This is a genomic window from Streptosporangium minutum (assembly GCF_002149035.1).
Lineage (GTDB): Bacteria > Actinomycetota > Actinomycetes > Streptosporangiales > Streptosporangiaceae > Streptosporangium > Streptosporangium minutum.
The window spans coordinates 1-16,150 of the sequence record NZ_NGFP01000216.1 but is presented as its reverse complement, the minus strand read 5'-3'; the positions used below and the strand labels follow the sequence as shown (position 1 = coordinate 16,150).

Below are 16,150 nucleotides of genomic sequence, written 5' to 3'. Positions count from 1 at the left end.
GGGGCGGACCGGACCGGGGCTCCCCGGGGCGGAGGGTCGGCCGGTGCTCGCCGAGGACGGCACGGTCCGGCCGGTGACGGCACGCCGGGACGGCCCGGGGGTGGCGACCGGCTCCGGCGGCGGGGATCCGGCGTCCTTCCCGGGGGACGTCCTTCCGTGGGACGTCCTCCCGGGAGGCGCCGGCGGATCCCCGGACCCGGGGGAGCGCGGCGCCGGAGTGAAGATCGTGTCGGCGGCGAGCCGGTCGGGCTCCCTGTTGGCGGCGACCAGGCCGACGGTGACCGCGACGGTGATCACGGCCGCCCCGGCCACGACCCGCGGGCCCAGCCGGGGGCGGCGTATCCCGCCCATCCGGCCGACCATGCTCCGCGCGACCGAGGTGCTCACCCTGGGGGCGGGCCTGGCCAGCGGGAACGTCAGCGCCAGCAGCGTGGCGAGCTCGGCCAGGTGCCGCCGCCCGCGCTGCTCCCACTCCGGCCCGTAGGCCGAGAGCGCGGCCACCTCCAGGTCCGCGACGAACGCCCGTGCCGTCGGCGGCCGGTCCGCCGGGTCCTTGGCCATGCCCCGGGCGACCAGCGCCCGCACCGAGCCCGGCACCGCCTCCAGCGGGATCGGCGCCGTCCGGTGCAGCCGCATGAGCGCGGCGGGATGGTCGGCCCCGTACGGCCTGCGCCCGGTGAGGCACTCGAAGAACACGCACGTGGCCGCGTAGACGTCACCCGCCGCGCCGGCCGGCTCCCCGGCCCACTGCTCGGGCGCCATGTAGGGCGGGGTGCCCGCGGGCGTGCCCGGCTCCCTGATCCGGGCGGCGATCCCGAAGTCCGCCAGCTTGCTGGTGCCGTCCGCCTGGACCAGCACGTTCTCCGGCTTGTAGTCGCGGTGCGCGATCCCGGCGGAGTGCGCGGACGCCAGACCCGTGAGGGAGCCCTTGAGGACGACGAGGGCCGCCTCGGGGCTCGTGCTGCCGTGCTCGGACAGGATCCTCCTGAGCGCGACCCCGTCCACCAGCTCCATCACGATCGCGGCTTCGAGCACGTCCTCGTAGTACTCGTAGAGCCGGACCACGTTCGGGTCGCGCAGCTCCACCATGACGCGGGCCTCCTCGCGGAAGCGCGCCACGAACCAGGGGTCGTCCCTCATGGCCGCGTTCAGGTACTTGATGGCCACGTAGGCGCCGGTGGAGGCGTAGGTGGCCAGCACGACCCGGCCGCTGCCCCCGGCGCCGAGCTCTCGCACCTCGTGGTATCCCGGAACCATTCAGTCCCCCTCCGAGCGCCGTCGCTTGTTCGACGGTCTCACCCCCGCCATCGGTTGTCACGGTTCGCGAACTTTGCTGGAGAGTGACGGGACTGTCATCCCCGGGGACCGACCGGCCCGCGTGTTAGGCTCTGGCGATACCAAGCAAGCGCTCGGGCGTTTGGAGGTCGGATGCCGGTCGATCTGAGGTCACTGGCAGCACCGGGGCACAGTGCGGTGCTGGTGATGGAGATGCAGCGCGGGGTCGTCGGCGATCTAGCGAAGTTTCCGGACCTGGTGGAGGTGTGCGCGCGGCGGGACGTGGTGGCCAACGCGTCCTCGGTCCTCACCGCGGCCCGCTCGGCCGGAATCCCGGTGATCCACTGCACAGCGGCCTTCCGCGCCGACCGTGCGGGGTCGCACACCGGCAACTGCCCGTTCATCACCGCCCTGCTCAAGGACCCCGCGCACATGCTGGAGGGCACCGGGGCGATCGAGGTCCTGCCGGTCCTGCTCGACCCGGCCGACCTGGAGTCGCGCCGCTACCACGGCTTCTCCCCCTTCACCGGGACCTCGCTGGACATGACCCTGCGCTCGCTCGGCGTCTCGTCCGTCGTCGCGGTCGGGCTCTCCCTCAACCTCGGCATCCCCGGCCTCGCCCTGGAGGCCGTCAACCTCGGCTACCGGGTGGCGGTGGTGACCGACGCCGTGGCCGGGATCCCCGACGACTACGCGCAGGCCGTACTGGCCAACACCGTCGGCCTGCTGGCCGCGCGGGTGAGCGCCGCCGACCTCGTGGAGGTCTGGCGGTGATGGAGGGCCTGCGGCTGGACGGCCGCACCGCGGTGGTCACCGGCGGAGCCGGCGCGATCGGCGCGGCCATCTGCCGCGACCTCGCCTCGCTCGGCGCCCGGATCGTCGTGGCCGACGTGGACGGGCAGGGCGCCGCCGCGATCGCCGACGAGCTGAACAGCGAGTCGCTGGGGCTGGGCACGCGGGTCGGGGCGCCGAGCGGGCCCAGGGCGCCGGCCAAGGCGCTGCGGGTGGACCTGACCGACCCGGGATCCATCGCCGAGTTCTGCGGGGACGCCGGGCCGACGGACATCCTGGTGCACAACGCGGGAGTGTCGGTCGTCGAGCCGTTCGTCGGCAGCGACCCGGCGGCCTGGGACCTGATGTGGCAGGTCAACCTGCGCGGTCCGATGCTCCTCACCCGGCTTCTGCTACCCGGGATGACCGAGCGCGGCTGGGGGCGCCTGGTCTTCATCTCCTCCGACGGCGCGCGGGCCGGGTCCGGCGGCGAGGGCGCGTACGCCGCGACCAAGGCGGGGCTGTTCGGCCTGGCCAAGACCCTCGCCCGCGAGGCGGCCCGGGCGGAGGTGACCTCGAACGTGGTCTGCCCGGGGCCCACCGACACCCCGATGCTCCGCCGGGTGGACGCCGAGAAGCCGGGGCTGGTCGACAAGCTCGCCCGGGGCGTCCCGCTGCGCCGCCTCGGCGCCCCCGAGGACGTGGCGGGCCTGGTCGCCTACCTCTGCACCGACAGGGCCGCCTACATCACGGGCCAGGTCCTGTCGGTCAGCGGCGGCATCACGATGCATTGAGGCTAGAGGGAGTCGTAGACGGCCTCGGCGAGGCGGTAGGCGCGGAGGCTGCCCGAGACCGCGGACGCCATCTTGTTCATCGTGTAACCCATGCCCAGGCCGTGCTCGACGTCGCCGAGCCCCAGGAACCCGCCCAGGCCGGTGTGGCCGAACGCGGACTCCGCGCCCCTGGAGGGGGTGAGGAAGGTCAGGGCCGGGCGCATGTAGCCGAGGCCGAAGGAGCTGTCGATGATCAGCACCCTGTCCGGGCCGGTGACCCGTCGCCGGAGGGCGTCCGCCAGCGTCTCCGGGCGCAGGATCCGCCCGGCGACCAGGTCGCGGTAGAACCCGGCCAGGCCCCGCGCGGTGGCCACGACCCCTATCGCCGGCCAGCCCGCGCGCAGGATGACCGGGTGGTTGGCGCCCCCCTGCAGCCGGTGGATCGGCGGGTTGCCCAGGGCCCGGTTCATCAGGCTGTCCCTGTCGAGCACGGCTCGGGACATCTCCTCCACGGGACCGCCCCGCCCCGGCAGCTCGGACATCGTGGACACCCGGGGGACGACGTCCGCGGCGGCCCCGGCGGGTGCGTCCCCGGCGTCGGCGGGCCCCTGCCGTCTCCCGGCGGACAGCCGCGCCGCCCGCGCCGCCACCTCCTCCGGCGCGCCGAACCAGAGTTCGAGCCCCAGGGGCTCGGAGATCTCGGCGGCCACGAACTCGCCCGCGGACTTGCCCGAGACCCGGCGGATCACCTCGCCGAGCAGGAACCCGTACGTCACCGCGTGGTAGCCGTGCGCGGTGCCCGGCTCCCAGATCGGCGCCTGCCCGGCCAGCCGGTCCGCGATGGCGGCCTGGTCCTCGAACTCCTCCGGCGGGACCGGTGTCTCGATCGTGGGCAGCCCCGCCTGGTGGGTGAACAGGTGCTCGACGGTGATCCGCTCCTTGCCGTGGCGGGCGAACTCCGGCCACACGTCCGCGACCGGCGCGGCGACGTCGAGCAGCCCGCGCTCGGCCAGCAGCAGCGCCGCCGTCGCGGTGACCGCCTTGGTGCACGAGTACGTCAGCGCCGGGGTGCCGCGCTCCCAGGGCCGCCCGCTGTGCCGGTCGGCGACCCCGCCCCACAGATCCACGACCGGCTCGCCGTCCAGGAAGACCGCGAACGCCGCCCCCAGCTCCTCACCCTCGGCGAAATGCCTGCCGAACACCTCGCGCACCCGGGAGAACCGGGGATCGCACTGCCCGTGAACCACCGTCATGACCCGTCCCTTTTGAAAGTGAGCACTTGCTTGGTCACCGAGCCTAACAACTGGGGCCGTTTCGGCCCAGACGATCAGCGCGGCACCCTGAACCTGCTGACCCCCGCCACGGTCCTGGCCGCCCTGGCCTCGGCCGCCACCGGCCAGGTGATCAGCCTGGCCATGCCCATCAGGGGAGCCACCTCCTCCGCCGCCCCCACGACAGTCCCCCACCTGCGCGGACGCCCGCTGCCGCAGCACTTCATGTCGGTCGACGGCGGCGACTACGCGGCCGGGACCCGTCCCATCGGGGCCGGTCTCCGCCTGGCCGACGACGCCGTCATCGTCACCCATCACGGCACCACGACCCACATGGACGCCCTGTGCCACATGTGGTCGGGGGAGGAGCTCTACAACGGCCACCCCGCCGCCCGGGTCAGGTCGTACGGCGCGACCCGGTGCGGCATCGAGACCGTCGGGGGCGTCGTGGCCCGCGCGGTCCTCTTCGACGTCCCCCGCCACCTGGGCCTGGACCACCTCCCGGTGGACTTCCGCATCCCCGCCGACCTGCTGCGCGAGATCCACGACGACGTACGGCCCGGCGACGTGGCCGTCGTCCGCACCGGCTGGCCCCTGGTCTGGGACAGCTCTCCCGAGGAGTACTGGTCCGGCCAGCCGGGCCTGTCCGCCGGCGCGGGCCGATGGCTCGCCTCCCGCGACGTCGCCGTGGTCGCCTCCGACAACGCCGCCATCGGCGGCCTCAACGCCCGCCAGCTCGCCGACGAGGGGCTGGAGGACGACCTCCACATGATCCTGCTCTGGCGGCACGGCGTCCATCTGGCCGAGATGCTCTGGCTGGAGGAGCTGGGCACGGCGTGCGCGGGCCGTGCGGGCGGGGACTTCGTCTTCGTCGCCGCCCCCCTCAGGATCGAGGGGGGCACCGGCAGTCCCATCAACCCGCTGGCGATCCTCTAGCGGGTCCGGGCGCCCCGCCGGATCCCCCCGGAAGGCGCCGCGCCCGGCGTCCTGCTTCCGCGGTCCCACGTGCTGGTCGGCGCCGCGCCCCGCATGCCGTCCCGCATGCCGTCCCGAGTGCCGCTCAGTGGACGCGGTCGGTGCCGGCGCCCCGGAGCAGGGTGTCCAGGACCTGGACGGCGAGGGTGTCGGCGTCGCCCTCGCTCTGCGCCGCCTCGTGGATGAGGGCGTAGTAGACGCGCCGGGTCCAGGGCAGGTCCGCGTCGGACCGCAGGATGCCGGCCTCGCGCGCGCGGCGGAACATCTGGTCGCACTTGTCCAGCACGGCGGCGTGGACGCGGGCGACCTCGGGACCCCCCTCCGAGGCCCGGCCCATGGCGAACCCCCAGTCGATCTTGATCCGCAGGACGTTCGCGGTCACCTGGTGGAGGACGACCAGCGGCGGGGCGGTCGAGGAATGGGCGGCGTCGACGGCCGCGCCGAACTGGCGGGTGGCCCAGGCCGTCATGGCGTCGACGAGCGCCTCGCGGGAGGCGAACCGGCGGTGGACCGTGGTGCGGGCGACGCCGGCGGCCTCGGCGATCTGTTCCATGGTCGCGGCGGGATTCCTGCTCAGGACCCGTTCCGCCGCCTCCAGGATCGTCAGCACGGTCCGCTCGGCGTCCGCCCGACGCGCCCGGCCGCCGTGGCCCGCCGTTGCCGTTTCCCCTTTTGTCATGGAGCGGAGACTACATCAGAGATGCTTCTTCGGCTCTAGTTGCAACATGCATGTTGCAACTAGTACGTTGAACGCGTCTTGATCGATGCAACTGGATCGAGCTGGTTGCAGCTGACGGAAAGAGCTCTCATGGACATGCGACTGAACGGCAAGACCGCTGTGGTGACCGGGGCCAGTCGGGGGATCGGGCTGGCGATCGTGGCCGCGCTCGCCGCCGAGGGGATGCGGGTGGTGGCCGGCGCGCGCACGGTCTCGCCGGAGCTGAAGGAGACCGGCACGATCGCCGTACCGGTGGACCTGTCCACCCCGGACGGCCCGGCGCTGCTGGTCGGCGAGGCGCTGGCAGAGCTGGGCGAGATCGACCTGCTCGTCAACAACGTCGGCGGCGGCGACGTGGGTGAGGGGCAGCTGGGCGGATTCCTCGGCTTCGACGACGAGGGGTGGCGGCAGGCGTTCGACCTCAACTTCCTCAGCGCGGTCCGCACCACCCGGGCGGCGCTGCCCAGCCTCCTGCGGAGCCGGGGGAACATCGTCAACATCTCCTCCAACGGAGCCCGGACGCCGCACGCGGGGCCCGTCGCCTACACCACCGCGAAGGCGGCGCTGACCGCGCTCGGCAAGGCCCTCGCCGAGGAGTTCGGCCCCCGGGGGGTGCGTGTCAATACCGTCTCGCCCGGTCCGGTGCGCACCGCCATGTGGGAGGACCCGGCCGGATACGGCGCTGAGCTCGCCAGGTCGATGGGGATGGAGCACGAGCAGGTGCTGGCCCAGCTCCCGGCCTGGACGGGCATGACCATCGGCCGCCTCATCGAGCCGGCCGAGGTGGCCGCCATGGTCGTCCACCTCGCCTCCCCCCACGCCGCCGCCATCACCGGGGCCGACCACCTCGTCGACGGCGGATCCGTCAAGACCGTCTGAGCGGCGCGGACCCGGTACGGCGGCGCCCACGGCACGCCGGAGAGGACTTTTGTCCTGGACGGGCCTGGATCGATGGATCTGCCGGAGCGCCGGGGCGTTGACACCGTGGAGGGCGTGAGCAGAAAACTGGCGTGGGCCGCGCCGGTGGTCACGCTCCTGCTGCCGGCGTGCTCCGGCCCGCCGGCCCACCGGCCCGGAACGCCGATCCGGAGCCGCCGGAGGCCGGCGAGGGCGTGGACCGGGACCAGGGGCGAACGTTGCCCAAGGTGGCTAGATCGCCTGGGTGAAGCGGGCGAGCAGGTCCCGGAGGGAGTCGCGTTCGTCCGGGGTGAAGGCGTCGGCGATCCTGCGCTCGATGACCACGGCCGCCGCGTCCGCGGTGCGCAGCGCCTCGCGCCCCGCGTCGGTGAGGTGGGTCTCCAGCATCGTGCGATGCCACTGATGCGGGCCGCGTTCGATCAGGCCGTGCCCCAGCAGGTTCTTCAGCACGACGGTCATCGCCTGCGGGGTGACGAGGCACTCCCTGGCCAGGGCGGCTGCGGAAATGCCTGGATTGTCGACCAGCACGAGCAGGGCGGCGTACTGCGGCACGGTCAGCCCCGCGGTCTTCACCGCCGCGTGCTTGGCCGCCATGAGCCGCTGCTCGGCGCGTTTCACGAGCAGGCCGAGCCGCTCCTCCGCGGGCATGTCCATGAGCGGAGCTTACAAGTCACCCTATGCATAAGAAGCTTGATATCTATCAAAGCTTTGATACTGTGCCTGCATGACCGTGATTCCAGAGAGCCACCTCGACCTGCTGGCCCGCCCCCTGTACGCGCACCTGGCGACCCTGATGCCCGACGGCACCCCGCAGGTGACGCCGGTGTGGGCCATCTGGGACGGGGAGTTCCTGCGCTTCACCACCACGACCGACCGGCAGAAGGGGCGTAACGCGAGCGCCCGCCCTCACGTGGCCGTCTCCGTCAACGATCCGAACCAGCCATACCGCTACCTGGAGGTCCGCGGCACTGTCGAGCGGATCGACCCCGACCCTGAGGGAGCCTTCTTCGACGTGCTGGCCAAGCGCTACGGGCTGGAGTACGAAGCGCCGGTCGGCGACGCCGAGCGCAGGGTGGTCCTCGTCGTGCGGCCCACCCGCTGCACCAGCCAGTGAAAGGCGGCGCCTCTGCTCCGCCTCGTGCGGGATCAGTTCGACGAGCGGCCCGTCGTTCGTGACCTACCGTTCATCGGGATGCTGGAGGCCGAGCCGGATTCCGCGGAACGCTCTGAAGAGATCTTGCGCTCGGGGGACAATCACTCTTTGTGATCGTTATCGATTGGGTGTTGTCAACGCCTCCGTGATCACAGTGGCTGAGCGGCTTGGCCTGACTGAGGTGGCCACACTCGATCGCCGTCATTTCACCGTCGTGCGCCCCCGGCATGTGGACGCGTTCACTCTCCTGCCCGAACGGCTCTGAACACGAGACCGAAGACGCGTCTCGTGTCATGTACACATAGTGGTCACTGCATATGGGCGGCACCAACGTCAAGCTAGGTGACCCGTCCGGGGTGCTGTCAGACTGAGTTTGTGACCCCACTCGATCCCTGCTGAGACCGCTCGCGAAGCATGCGGACGCCGATTCCGGCACGCGGATGGTGGAGCTTGCGTAAACTGCAAGCTATGTTTCAGGTTATGAAACAGCCGCCATCCGTCTTGCTTCCGCTGCTGCGCTCTCCGTTTCAGGGGGAGCTCCTGGCCTGGCTCTTTCTACACCCCGGTGATGAGTACGCCCTGATTGAGCTGGCGAAGAGGTTCGATGTCTCGGCTTCGACCGTGACTCGCGAAGTCGATCGTCTTGCTGCCGCAGGTTTGGTCGTCGAGCGAAGGATCGGCAACCTGCGGATGATCCAGGCGGACACCGACGTGGTCGTGGCTCGCCCGCTGACCGAGTTGCTCGCTCTGACATATGGCCCCGTAGCGGTGCTCGGCGAGCGGCTTTCTGAAGTCGTCGCCGTTGAGGAGGCGTACATCTACGGCTCCTGGGCCGCGCGGTATTCAGGCGAGCCGGGAAGAGTGCCGAAGGATGTGGATGTCCTGGTTGTCGGAGCCGTCGATGAAGACGATCTTTACGACGCCGCCAGGGCAGCGGAGCGGCAACTCGGTAGAGAGGTGAACATACGTCGGCTGAGCCGCGACGACTGGGAGTCCTCTGCCGGCGATCCCTTCCTGGAAACGGTCAGATCTCGGCCGCTTGTCCGACTCAAGATTGAAAAGAGGGAGAGCCGGTGAGGTGGGAGCAGGGGCGCGCTGTCCTTGAGGGCATGCTTGGCCGTGGCGAGATCGAAAAAGTGGCGGCGAGCCGTGCGCAGGCAGAGGAGTTGCTGGCTCAGGCCAGGAAACACATGGCGACGGCTCGCCTTGCGATGGAATCGGATCCGATCGGTGCGTACCAACTGCTCTACGACGCGGCGCGCAAGGCACTGTGCGCCGTACTGGAGAACCAAGGACTTCGGGCCAGCAGCCGAGGTGGGCACATCGCCGTGTACGAGGCGGTCAGTGCGCAGTTTGATCCACCGCTGGGTCAGAGTCTGCGGCCTTTCGACCGGATGCGCCGGCGACGAAACGAAGCAGAGTACCCACGCCTGGGTTCATCCCGTTTCAGCGCGGATGATGTCAGAGCCGACATGGCCAAGGTCGAGACGATCGTGGAGATCGCGACGAAGATGATCGATCAGATGCAGCCTTTCTGACGGAAGTTTCTCGCTGCACCAGGAAGACGCTGCCGCTGGCTATGGCTCTGAGGCGGAAACGGCTACTGCGGCATCGGCGGCACCAACGTCAAGCTAGGTGACCCGTCCGAGTGGAGCGCCTGCCAGACGGGTCTGGTGCAGAGAGGAGTAGTGCCGACTTTTCCAGTGCGACTCGCGAGCCTTCGGGGCGTGAGCGATATCTGCCTGGGCAACTTTGGCATCGCCCTCAAGCGATTCGGGAGAAGGCGAGTCGGCCGGGGGACCGCCGCCCGTGCGGGCTGGCAGAGGCGCTCCGTTCGGTTTGTGCTCGCCGGGGCTCATGCCCAGCCTGAGGCGCCCTGTCCGCCGCGCTGCACCATGGGTACTGCCTCTTGAAGCAGGACCGGTTCGCAGGAACAGGGCTTGAAGACCCTCATGTCACCGAGAAGTGGTACCAAAAAGTGGTACCGTCGGTCGTATGGCTGAGACACGGCTTCGACTGCCGGATGAGACGTACGAGCAGATCAAGCAGATCGCCGGCGGTGACGCGCAGAGCGTCAACTCGGCGATGGTGGTGGCCATCGAGGAATACATCGCTCGACGGAGGCGGGAACGCTACCAGGCGATGGGTCGGAAGATCGCTGAGCGGGACCGGGAGTTGCTTGAGCGGCTCGCTCGATGACGCTCTATCCGACCACCTCGGACCTTCTTGCCTTGGCTGAGGTGGTGCTGCCGGAGGTCCTTCTCCGCGATGGTGGCCAACTGCACGCAGCGGTGCTGCGCCCGCAGACCACTGTCTTCGGCGATGACGCCTATCCAGACCTGTGGGAGAAGGCGGCGGCTCTGATGCAGAGCATTCTGATCGGGCACCCGCTGGTGGACGGTAACAAGCGGCTCGCTTGGGCGGCGTCCGTCGCCTTTCTGGAGGACAATGGGGAGATCTTGGAGTACCAAGACGTGGACGAAGCCGAAAAGCTCGTCATCGCCGTAGCAATGGGCGAGCTGGAAGACATCCCCGACCTGGCACAGCGACTTCGCAAACTTCGTGAGTAAGATCGACGCACGATCACCGTCTATTGCTCGAAGCGCACCGCTACCACCAGCAGTACCTTTTCAAGGTGCCGAACGGCTACTGCGGCATCGGCGGCACCAACGTCAAGCTAGGTGACCCGTCCGAGTGGAGCGCCTGCCGAGCGGGCCTGGTGCCGACCGAGGAGTAGCACTCTCGACTTCACCGATACAGCTCACGATCATCTTCCGAACGTGAGCTGTATTGCTGCCCGGCGTGGTCAAGCTGCTCATCTTCCGCGGCCCGGACGTAACCGCATCGATAGATGCCATACGTTGATCATCTCGCGTATGTCCCACACTGGAGGTTATCGGGAGGGGCAGCCCTAGCTTTGTGCTGCACATGCGGCAGCCACTCGAAACGGGGATATCTTCACAATGAGTGCCCAGTACGCATGGTCTGAACGCTTCCCCGCGAGACATCCGGTGATCGAGGGTTCTGATCACCCGGCGGTCAGTCCACTGGGCGATCTGTATTCCCCGGCTACCGAAGCAGAGGTCCGCGAGCTTGAAGAGCGGCTGGGTGTGGAGCTGCCGCCGAGTTACCGGCAGTTTCTCCTGTTCGCCAACGGGTGGGGCAGCGACGATGACTGCTGCCTGCTGCGTGTCGAGGAAGTCGGCTGGCTCCGCGATGTCGATCCCTCGATCGCCGAGAGCTGGTCAGCACCCAAGCCGGAGAACCCATGGAGCGTGCCCGACGAGCTCTACTTCGTCTACGGACAGGAGCAGGACTCCATCCATTACAGAGGGGAGTATGTGCCCGACACCCTTCTGGCCGGATGCTGGGATGACGGAGTGGCTCTCCTCAATCCCCACGTCAGCAGTGCTGAAGGTGAGTGGGAAGCCTGGTACCTCGCGCCATGGCTGCCCGGGGCTAACCGTTACAGGTCCTTCTGGGACCTTGCAATGGACGAGCTGCGAATGCGATACGCAGGTTGATGTCTCTTTCGTCGTTGAGCTTCGCCGTCTCGGGTCCTTCGTGCGGTGGTCATGCGCGCGGGCGGTGCTGGTCGCGACCGGCCGAAGAGCCGCAACGCGGCCGGCGACCGCCCGACGCGCGGCGGGACGCCGCAGGCGGATCGCCTTTGAAGACGTGGAGAAAGTTCTCATTCAGTCGGGTGTCGACTGTGCTGAGCTGGCCTTATGCGGCGTTGTAGTTGAGGCCGGGGTATCGGTTGACGCTTGACACCTCAGGCCGTGCGCCTCGCCCGTGGTCCTCGGGGCTGCTGGGCTATTCGGCGGTGTTCTGGTCGCCGTCGGGTTGGCCGGCGAAGCTGCCGAGTCCTCGGACGGTGTGGATGGAGCCCTCGGCGCGGAGCGCCTTCATCACCTTGTGGGCGGCCATGCGGGCGATGCCGAACTCCTGCATCAGGTCGTTCTCGCTATGCGGGGGACGGCCGCGGTCCCCGGCCGGTGAGCGCGGGTGGCCGATTCCGGGGGTGTACGGGGACGGCCCCGGGCGGCCGCCCCGAATTCAGCGGCCGGAGCGGCCGTCCCCGGTTCGGGAGCCGAGGTAGCCGCCCTCAGTTCGGGAGCCGGGGTAGCCGCCCCGGTTCGGGAGTCGGGATAGCCGCCCCGGGTCAGGAGCCGGGGTAGCCGCCGCCGCCGTGGGCGGCGTCGAGGGCGTCGTAGTCGGGGGTGAAGCCCTTCTTAGGGATGGCCTCGACGAAGTCGACGTGCCTGGGCTTCTTGTACGAGGCGAGTCGGGTGCGGACGTGTTCGACGACGTCCTCGGCCGTGGCCTCGCCCTTGAGGACCACGACGGCCTTCACAGCCTGGTGCCACCGGTCGTCGGGGACGCCGATGACGGCGGCGTCGGCGATTGCGGGGTGGGTCTTCAGCGCCCGCTCGACCTCGGCGGGGTAGATGTTCTCGTTGCCGGACTTGATCATGCGGAGCCTGGGGCCGATGAAGGTGATCGTGCCGTCGGGCTCGCGGCGGCCGAGATCACCGGTGTGGTGCCAGCCGCCGCGTGTCTTCTCCGCATTGAGCTCAGGCCTGTTGAAATATCCGGAGAAAAGCGACTTGCCGCGAGCGCAGATCTCGCCCACCTCCCCGGACGGCACCTCGCTCCCGTCGGAGGAGAGCAGCCGTACCTGGACCAGCGGCGACGGCCGTCCGGCGAATCCGGCGGCGCCGGGGGCCAGGCCGAGGAAGGTCAGCATGCCGCCCACCTCGGTCTGGCCGTAGCCGCCCATCTTGGACCGGCACCAGGGGGAGTCGTCCACGGTCGTCATCGCGTCCCACTCGGCCGAGTGGGAGACGAAGCGGAGCGATGTCAGGTCGTATTTGCCGTCCCTGTTCGCCTCCGTCACCGCGTCGATCATCTGGCCGAACAGGAACGCCTGGGTGACCTTCTCCGCGTCGATCAGGCGGCAGACCTCCTCGGCGTCGAACGCCGGGGTGAACACGTTCGTCCCGCCGATCTGCAGGGTGGCCAGGCAGAACATCATCGTGCCCACGTGGAACAGCGGGCCGTTGTTCAGGAAGGTGAAGCCGTCCTCCATCTGGCGGACCACCAGCAGCGCGGTGCTGTGCGCGACCAGTGCGGCGCTGCTGAGCAGTGCCGCGTTCGGCCGGCCGTCGAAGGCGGCGGTGTAGAGCGCGAGCACCGGGAGCGTGTCGTCGCCGGGCTCCGCCGGATGAGCGGCCTCGCCTGTGAGGGGGCCGCCGGGCTCCGCAGGGTGAGCGGCCTCGCCTGTGAGGGGGCCGTCGGGTTCCGCTGGATGAGCGGCCCCGTCCGTGAGGGGACCCGGGCGGGCGCCGGTGGGATCGCCCGGGAGGGCGTCCGCGGTCCCCTCCCGGCGGGCGGCGGGGGAGCCGCTCGACAGGAAGGCCTCGTAGCCCTCGCCCGCGAGGATCCAGCCGTCGTCGCTCAGGGGGGCGGCGGCCTCGGACTGCTCCCAGACGACGACTTTCGGGGTGAGGTCGTCCACGACGAAGGACAGCTCGTCGGTGGACTGCCGCCAGTTGGCCGGGCAGAAGATCGCACCGAGCCGGGACGAGGCGAGCAGCAGCTCCAGCACCGCGTGGCCGTTGCGGCCGAGCCACATCACCCGCTCGCCGGCCGTGACGCCCCGCGCGGCCAGCGCGTCCGCCAGGCGGGTGACCCGCTCGTCGAGTTCGGGATAGGTGAGCCGCACCTCGCCGTCCACCACCGCCGTCACCCGGGGGCGGCTGCGGGCGTGCTCGGCGAGGACGTCGGACAGGGTCAACCGGTGGATCATCGCGCCTCCTGCTGGGGGGCGTACGGCTCGCGCCCTTCCGTGTGCGGCCGGCCCGAGCCGTACGGGACGGATCACTTGAAAGCGGGCATGACCTCGGCGGCGAAGAACCGCATGACCTTCTTCATCTCCTCCAGCGGCATCGGCCTGGTGCTGCCGAAGTCGCAGAGCAGGTTGGCGAACCCGGCGTCCTCGAGCAGCCGGATCTGGCCGACCACCCGCTCGGGGTCGCCGATGACCTCCAGCTGCTCCCAGCGGAAGTCGTTGGAGACCGCGCCGCCCTTGAGGTAGCGGTCCTGGTAGTACTCGAAGCCCTGGGCGGCCTTGCCGGTCCGGGGGTCGATCGGCGAGCTCTTCTCGTTGAAGATCCGGGACCGGTCGAACATCGTCTCGAACCTGGCCTGGTCCTCGCGGGCCCGCTCGACCGTCGCGGCGACGTAGACGCTGCGGGCGACCACCAGCTCCGAGGCGGCCGCGTCGTGCCCGGCGCGCTCCGCCGTCTCCCGCCAGGTCTCGGCCGCCTTGACCACCTTGCGGAAGGGCGCCGCCGGGTCGGCCAGGATCGGCAGGCCGCGCTCGGCGTACATGGTCACCGTCTCGGGGGACACGGCCGCCACGTGGATCGGCGGGAACGGGGCCTGGACGGGCCGGGGGACGAGCTCCACCTCGGTGCCGGTCCGGTAGAACTTGCCCTCGTGCCGGAAGGACGGGTTGCCCCAGAGGCCGAGCACGACCTCCAGGGCCTCGTTGAACCGGTCGCGGGCCTCGGCCAGGTCGATGCCGAAGCCCTCGAACTCGAAACTCTGGTAGCCGCGGCCGATCCCCAGCTCCAGCCGCCCGCCCGAAAGCATGTCCACCATGGCCGCCTCCTCGGCGACGTGGACCGGGTTGTGCAGGGGCAGGACCACGATGCCGGTCCCCAGCCGCAGCCTCTCGGTGCGCGCGGCCATGTGGGACAGCATCGTGAACAGGTTCGGCACCACGCCGTAGTCGCGGAAGTGGTGCTCGGCCAGCCGTACCCCGTGAAACCCCAGTTCCTCGGCGAGCTCGACCAGCTCAAGGTGGTAGTCGTAGACCTCCTTGAAGCTCTGGCCGTCGAACCGGTGGAAGAGGTGGAAGGTCGAGAACTTCATCGGCTGTCCCCTGGCGGTCGTCTCCGTGTGTCCCGTTCCGCGCTTCCGGTACGGCTGGCCGTACGAAACCAAGCGCTCGCTTGGGCGAGCGTATCAGTGGTTGCCGCGGACGGTCCAGGTGACGGACTGCGTCAGGAACTCCTTCCGGTAGCCGGGGTCGCGCACGTCGGTGGTCTCGTCGGTGACGACGGCGGTGACGGTGCCGCCGTCGCCCATGCCGATGACGTCCACCGAGGTACGGCCCCGCCATGGTCGGTGCTCCTTGCCATCGCGGTACCAGCGGACCGAAAGCGTCGGGACCGGGGCGGGGGTCACCGAGAGCGTCGACTTGCGTGCCACCGGTCGCTCGTTAGGCGTGTGGGAGTCGATCGGGCGGGCGATCGCGTAGAACGACTGGATCATCTTCTCCCTGCTGACCGAGTTGAACTCGCGGCCGAGCGACTTCATCAGCGAGTTGGGGGTGGGCCGGTAGACGCCGTACTGGGTGTAGTACCCACCCTCGTAGGCGCCGACGACGTCGCCGTCGGGGCTGGGCGCGCCGAGCCAGTACCACCACTTGGCCCGCTCGGCCCGCATCCGCCCGGCGTCGCGGACGCTGACGTTGACCTCGGAGAACTCGGGGCCGTCGTAGCGGCTGCCGTCACCCGGGTAGGCGTAGTAGTCGTACTCGTCGGCCAGGTCGCCCAGGGAGTGGCCGAGCTCGTGCGGCAGCACCTCTCCGGCGCGCTCGTTGCCGCCGGAGAAGGTCGCCATCTCCTCGTCGGTGTAGCCCGCGCCGCCGTACTTGGCGGAGTTGGCCATCGCCGCGATCTGGTCCACGCCGGGCGCCAGCGCCGCGTAGGACTTCGCGCGGTCCTCGTCCACGCAGAGCAGCCGTTCCAGGCCGTCGCACCAGAAGGTCATCCCGAGCGGGGTGTCCCTGACCACGTCACGGGCAGGGTCGCCGCTCACGCCGGACACGGGCGAGGGGATGTCGACCCGCCAGACGTTGAACAGCCCGCGGTAGCTCTTGAAGGGCTCGCGACCGGACAGCAGCGCCCACTTGGCGGCGACCTGGTCGCCGTAGAGGCCGAGTTCGGCCTCGGTGTAGCCGTCGCCGACGAAGACCAGGTCGATCCGGTCCGCGCTCGGCCCGTTGACCTCGACGGGGGTGAGCCTCGCGGCGGCCGTGGCGAGGGAGCGGGCCTTCGGCCCGGCGGAGGCGGGCACCTCGGCGCGGGTGATGGTGCCGTCCTCGGCGAAGACCTCGACCGGCCTGGTCGGACCTGCCGGAGCGGTCTGCGTGGTGGCGGCCTGCGTGGTGGCGGTCTGTGTGGTGGCGGGCACGGTGGTGGATATGGCGGCGGGGGAGGGG

General features: G+C 70.1%; 19 protein-coding genes. 11 read left to right on the top strand and 8 right to left on the bottom strand.

From position 1 onward, the window contains the following. Positions 1 to 1,257 (bottom strand): serine/threonine-protein kinase (locus CA984_RS33720; RefSeq protein ID WP_086577484.1); only part of this gene is annotated, 1,257 nt, incomplete at its 3' end. Between the two features lie 171 nt (positions 1,258 to 1,428). On the opposite strand from CA984_RS33720, the gene CA984_RS33715 reads away from it, so the two are divergent. Both CA984_RS33715 and CA984_RS33710 read left to right on the top strand, forming a co-directional pair. Continuing rightward, positions 1,429 to 2,049 (top strand): cysteine hydrolase family protein, encoded by a 621-nt coding sequence (locus CA984_RS33715; RefSeq protein WP_086577483.1) that lies wholly within the window; start codon positions 1,429 to 1,431, stop codon positions 2,047 to 2,049. After that, on the top strand, positions 2,049 to 2,840 hold the full coding sequence (locus CA984_RS33710; RefSeq protein WP_086577482.1) for an SDR family NAD(P)-dependent oxidoreductase: 792 nt from the start codon (positions 2,049 to 2,051) through the stop codon (positions 2,838 to 2,840). The genes CA984_RS33715 and CA984_RS33710 overlap by 1 nt, the downstream gene beginning before the upstream one ends. A gap of 2 nt (positions 2,841 to 2,842) precedes the next feature. Here CA984_RS33710 and CA984_RS33705 read toward each other — a convergent pair whose 3' ends face one another. Next, the gene (locus CA984_RS33705; RefSeq protein ID WP_086577481.1) at positions 2,843 to 4,072 is read right to left on the bottom strand and encodes a serine hydrolase domain-containing protein; all 1,230 of its coding nucleotides are present in this window, start codon (positions 4,070 to 4,072) and stop codon (positions 2,843 to 2,845) included. Positions 4,073 to 4,102: 30 nt separating this feature from the next. On the opposite strand from CA984_RS33705, the gene CA984_RS33700 reads away from it, so the two are divergent. Beyond that, a complete protein-coding gene (locus CA984_RS33700; RefSeq protein ID WP_086577480.1) occupies positions 4,103 to 5,026 on the top strand; it encodes a cyclase family protein in 924 nt (307 codons plus the stop codon). 124 nt (positions 5,027 to 5,150) lie between these two features. Here the strand turns inward: CA984_RS33700 and CA984_RS33695 are convergent, their stop codons facing one another. Continuing rightward, a complete protein-coding gene (locus CA984_RS33695; RefSeq protein WP_086577479.1) occupies positions 5,151 to 5,744 on the bottom strand; it encodes a TetR/AcrR family transcriptional regulator in 594 nt (197 codons plus the stop codon). Positions 5,745 to 5,873: 129 nt separating this feature from the next. Between CA984_RS33695 and CA984_RS33690 the strand changes: the two genes are divergently transcribed. After that, positions 5,874 to 6,662: an SDR family NAD(P)-dependent oxidoreductase gene (locus tag CA984_RS33690; protein WP_086577478.1), complete on the top strand. Its 789-nt coding sequence runs from the start codon at positions 5,874 to 5,876 to the stop codon at positions 6,660 to 6,662. Between the two features lie 270 nt (positions 6,663 to 6,932). Here CA984_RS33690 and CA984_RS33685 read toward each other — a convergent pair whose 3' ends face one another. Further along, entirely contained in the window at positions 6,933 to 7,355 is a 423-nt protein-coding gene (locus CA984_RS33685) for a MarR family winged helix-turn-helix transcriptional regulator (protein WP_207621141.1), read from the bottom strand. A 70-nt stretch (positions 7,356 to 7,425) separates the two neighbouring features. On the opposite strand from CA984_RS33685, the gene CA984_RS33680 reads away from it, so the two are divergent. The 7 genes from CA984_RS33680 (at position 7,426) to CA984_RS33645 (ending at position 11,378) form a co-directional block, all read left to right on the top strand. Then, a complete protein-coding gene (locus CA984_RS33680; RefSeq protein WP_086577477.1) occupies positions 7,426 to 7,815 on the top strand; it encodes a PPOX class F420-dependent oxidoreductase in 390 nt (129 codons plus the stop codon). A gap of 507 nt (positions 7,816 to 8,322) precedes the next feature. Next, the gene (locus CA984_RS33670; protein WP_207621140.1) at positions 8,323 to 8,931 is read left to right on the top strand and encodes a winged helix-turn-helix domain-containing protein; all 609 of its coding nucleotides are present in this window, start codon (positions 8,323 to 8,325) and stop codon (positions 8,929 to 8,931) included. After that, positions 8,928 to 9,392, top strand: coding sequence for a HEPN domain-containing protein (locus tag CA984_RS33665; protein ID WP_207621139.1), 465 nt, complete (start codon positions 8,928 to 8,930; stop codon positions 9,390 to 9,392). Before CA984_RS33670 ends, CA984_RS33665 begins: the two co-directional genes overlap by 4 nt. A 457-nt stretch (positions 9,393 to 9,849) precedes the next feature. Further along, positions 9,850 to 10,053: a hypothetical protein gene (locus tag CA984_RS33660; RefSeq protein WP_086577476.1), complete on the top strand. Its 204-nt coding sequence runs from the start codon at positions 9,850 to 9,852 to the stop codon at positions 10,051 to 10,053. Further along, a complete protein-coding gene (locus tag CA984_RS33655) occupies positions 10,050 to 10,424 on the top strand; it encodes a type II toxin-antitoxin system death-on-curing family toxin (protein ID WP_086577475.1) in 375 nt (124 codons plus the stop codon). Before CA984_RS33660 ends, CA984_RS33655 begins: the two co-directional genes overlap by 4 nt. Before the next feature lie 23 nt (positions 10,425 to 10,447). Further along, positions 10,448 to 10,591 carry a hypothetical protein gene (locus CA984_RS33650; RefSeq protein ID WP_207621138.1) on the top strand — a complete coding sequence of 48 codons (144 nt, stop codon included), beginning with the start codon at positions 10,448 to 10,450 and terminating at the stop codon, positions 10,589 to 10,591. A 226-nt stretch (positions 10,592 to 10,817) separates the two neighbouring features. After that, positions 10,818 to 11,378, top strand: a complete 561-nt coding sequence (locus CA984_RS33645) for an SMI1/KNR4 family protein (RefSeq protein ID WP_086577474.1) — start codon at positions 10,818 to 10,820, stop codon at positions 11,376 to 11,378. Between the two features lie 292 nt (positions 11,379 to 11,670). Here the strand turns inward: CA984_RS33645 and CA984_RS46595 are convergent, their stop codons facing one another. From CA984_RS46595 to CA984_RS33630, 4 genes are all read right to left on the bottom strand, one after another. After that, positions 11,671 to 11,808: a hypothetical protein gene (locus CA984_RS46595; RefSeq protein ID WP_165781511.1), complete on the bottom strand. Its 138-nt coding sequence runs from the start codon at positions 11,806 to 11,808 to the stop codon at positions 11,671 to 11,673. A gap of 211 nt (positions 11,809 to 12,019) precedes the next feature. Beyond that, on the bottom strand, positions 12,020 to 13,666 hold the full coding sequence (locus CA984_RS33640) for an AMP-binding protein (RefSeq protein ID WP_086577473.1): 1,647 nt from the start codon (positions 13,664 to 13,666) through the stop codon (positions 12,020 to 12,022). Positions 13,667 to 13,737: 71 nt separating this feature from the next. Beyond that, a complete protein-coding gene (locus CA984_RS33635) occupies positions 13,738 to 14,796 on the bottom strand; it encodes an LLM class flavin-dependent oxidoreductase (RefSeq protein ID WP_086577472.1) in 1,059 nt (352 codons plus the stop codon). Between the two features lie 93 nt (positions 14,797 to 14,889). Continuing rightward, positions 14,890 to 16,150 (bottom strand): M64 family metallopeptidase (locus tag CA984_RS33630; RefSeq protein ID WP_086577471.1); only part of this gene is annotated, 1,261 nt, incomplete at its 5' end.

Bases quoted from the DNA above. Each gene is read 5' to 3' on its own strand.
- CA984_RS33660 (WP_086577476.1), top strand. From the start codon at position 9,850: ATGGCTGAGACACGGCTTCGACTGCCGGATGAGACGTACGAGCAGATC.
- CA984_RS33695 (WP_086577479.1), bottom strand. From the start codon at position 5,744: ATGACAAAAGGGGAAACGGCAACGGCGGGCCACGGCGGCCGGGCGCGT.
- CA984_RS46595 (WP_165781511.1), bottom strand. From the start codon at position 11,808: ATGCAGGAGTTCGGCATCGCCCGCATGGCCGCCCACAAGGTGATGAAG.
- CA984_RS33635 (WP_086577472.1), bottom strand. From the start codon at position 14,796: ATGAAGTTCTCGACCTTCCACCTCTTCCACCGGTTCGACGGCCAGAGC.
- CA984_RS33680 (WP_086577477.1), top strand. From the start codon at position 7,426: ATGACCGTGATTCCAGAGAGCCACCTCGACCTGCTGGCCCGCCCCCTG.
- CA984_RS33685 (WP_207621141.1), bottom strand. From the start codon at position 7,355: ATGGACATGCCCGCGGAGGAGCGGCTCGGCCTGCTCGTGAAACGCGCC.
- CA984_RS33670 (WP_207621140.1), top strand. From the start codon at position 8,323: ATGTTTCAGGTTATGAAACAGCCGCCATCCGTCTTGCTTCCGCTGCTG.
- CA984_RS33655 (WP_086577475.1), top strand. From the start codon at position 10,050: ATGACGCTCTATCCGACCACCTCGGACCTTCTTGCCTTGGCTGAGGTG.
- CA984_RS33715 (WP_086577483.1), top strand. From the start codon at position 1,429: ATGCCGGTCGATCTGAGGTCACTGGCAGCACCGGGGCACAGTGCGGTG.
- CA984_RS33640 (WP_086577473.1), bottom strand. From the start codon at position 13,666: ATGATCCACCGGTTGACCCTGTCCGACGTCCTCGCCGAGCACGCCCGC.
- CA984_RS33710 (WP_086577482.1), top strand. From the start codon at position 2,049: ATGGAGGGCCTGCGGCTGGACGGCCGCACCGCGGTGGTCACCGGCGGA.
- CA984_RS33705 (WP_086577481.1), bottom strand. From the start codon at position 4,072: ATGACGGTGGTTCACGGGCAGTGCGATCCCCGGTTCTCCCGGGTGCGC.
- CA984_RS33645 (WP_086577474.1), top strand. From the start codon at position 10,818: ATGAGTGCCCAGTACGCATGGTCTGAACGCTTCCCCGCGAGACATCCG.
- CA984_RS33690 (WP_086577478.1), top strand. From the start codon at position 5,874: ATGGACATGCGACTGAACGGCAAGACCGCTGTGGTGACCGGGGCCAGT.